1 protein-coding gene and 2 pseudogenes are annotated in these 2021 nt (G+C 78.0%); 1 reads left to right on the top strand and 2 read right to left on the bottom strand.

Annotated elements, in window-relative coordinates:
- Window positions 1-387, bottom strand: a pseudogene (locus WCS02_RS19960) (hypothetical protein); the annotation flags it as partial.
- Window positions 388-732: 345 nt separating this feature from the next.
- On the opposite strand from WCS02_RS19960, the gene WCS02_RS19955 reads away from it, so the two are divergent.
- On the top strand, window positions 733-1548 hold the full coding sequence (locus WCS02_RS19955; protein ID WP_340296038.1) for an HAD family hydrolase: 816 nt from the start codon (window positions 733-735) through the stop codon (window positions 1546-1548).
- 20 nt (window positions 1549-1568) lie between these two features.
- On the opposite strand, the pseudogene WCS02_RS19950 reads toward WCS02_RS19955, so the two are convergent.
- Window positions 1569-2021: pseudogene (locus WCS02_RS19950) on the bottom strand (cell filamentation protein Fic); the annotation flags it as partial.

Genomic DNA, 2021 nt, shown 5'->3' with positions numbered 1-2021 from the left:
GGGACGCACGGCCCGCACGAGCGCCTCCGCCAGCCACCCGGCACCGTCGGGCAGGACGACGACGTGCTCGGCCCCGGCCGCGACCGCCAGGCGCCACGCCTGCTCGTCGGGCTCCCCGCCGCCGGCGTCCGGCTGGACGAGGACGACACCCGCCCGCCGGGGCAGGCCCCCCACCCGCGACGCCGTCGCGGCGTCGAGCAGCACGAGGGACGCGGCGCACCAGAGGCCCGCCGTCGGCACCCCGGCGCGCACGTCGGGCGTGACCGCGACGTCCCGGCACGCGGTGAGCAGGCGGGCCCGCAGGTCCGGGTCGGACACCAGGCACAGCACGCTCCCGGCGCGCGCGGTGCGCCCCGCCGGGCGCCGCCCCTCGGTCTGCTCGGCCACGGGTCCTCCTCACCGCGCGGCCGGGCGGCCGCTCGGGGTCCATCCAGCCAGCGCGACCCAGGAGCGACGGCCGCACAGCGGTCGGCCTGTGGACGGTCTGCGCGGCCCTCGGGGTGTGGACACGAGGGCCGCGCGGACCTGCCGGGCATAGGGGCGGCCCCTGCCGGGGGGACGCAGGGGCCGCCGGACTCGGGTCGCCGGGGGGGACGACGCCGAGTCCCTAGGGCTGGGGGAAGCCCTGCGGGAAGTGTGGCGGTAATCCGGCGTTCAAGCAACCAGCCGCCCCGGACTGCCCAGCGGGATGCCCGTGAGGCTGCCCCCGGCCACGCTCCGTAGGGTGGGCGGGTGCCCCCCACCCCGCCTGCGACGCCGAAGGTCGCGGCGTTCTTCGACCTGGACAAGACGGTGCTCGCCGCCTCGAGCACCTTCGCGATCGGGCGGGGGTTCCGCCGCCGCGGCATGGTGCCGCCGAGCACGTCGGCCCGCAGTGCGTACGCCCACGCCTCCTACATGCTGCGCGGGGCCGACCACGTCCAGATGGAGCGGATGCGCGAGCTGCTCAGCGACCTGGTGACCGGCTGGTCGACCGACGTCGTCGCCGACGTCGTCGCCGAGGCCCTGGAGGACGTCCTCGTCCCGCTGGTGTACCCCGAGGCCGCCGAGCTGATCCGGTGGCACCAGCAGTTCGGCCGCGACGTCGTCATCGTGTCCTCCGGGGCCGACGAGATCGTCCGCCCGATCGGCGAGCGCCTCGGGGTCGACCACGTCGTCGGCAGCACCATGGAGGTCGTCGACGGCCGGTACACCGGCGTCGTGGAGTTCTACGCCTACGGCGCCCACAAGGCCGAGGTGGTGCGGCGCCTGGCCGAGGAGCACGGCTACGACCTCGAGGCCAGCTACGGCTACTCCGACTCCGCGACCGACCTGCCGATGCTGTCCGCCGTCGGCCGGCCCCACGCGGTCAACCCCGACCGCCAGCTCACCGCCCACGCCGAGATGCACGGCTGGCCCGTCCTCACCTTCGCCCCGCCGGCAGGGGCACCGCGCAGCCTCGCCGTCGGCCCACCCTCGCCGGCCGCCGTGGGCACCGTGGGCGCGGTGGGTGCGCTGACCGCCGGCGCCGGGCTCGGCCTCTACCTGGCCAGGCGCCGCAAGCGCTGAACGGCGCTGACCAGACCGGCTCAGGCCAGCCGCCCGGCCATCACCTCGTCGGCCACGCGCCGGCCGTGGGCGGCGCCGGCCACGACGGCGTCCCCCCACCAGACGACCCAGGCCTCCACACCCTCGGCCGTCCCGGCGGCGTAGCCGGCGAGCGCCTGCTCCCGGCCGGGCCGGTCGGCGAGCGCGTGCCGCTCCATGACGACGACGCCGTGCGGGTCCAGGCCGCTCGCCACGACGACGGTGCGTGCGAGCGCCCGGGCCACCACACCGCCGGCGGGGGCGAACGCTCCGGTGGTGGTGAGCTCGGCCTCCGCGACGGCCGCGAGCACGAGGCCCGGCGCATCGGTCCCCCCGGCCAGCAGGGCCACGAGCGCCTGCACCCGCCCGGCGGTGCCGGGCGAGGGACGACCGAGCCCGTCCCGGCCCGCCGCGGCCAGCGCCCCGGAGGCCTCGGCGGCAGGGAGGTCGCGGCC

It is taken from the genome of Aquipuribacter hungaricus (genome assembly GCF_037860755.1).
In the GTDB taxonomy this organism is placed as follows: Bacteria; Actinomycetota; Actinomycetes; order Actinomycetales; family JBBAYJ01; genus Aquipuribacter; species Aquipuribacter hungaricus.
This window is presented reverse-complemented; position numbering and strand designations above follow the sequence as displayed.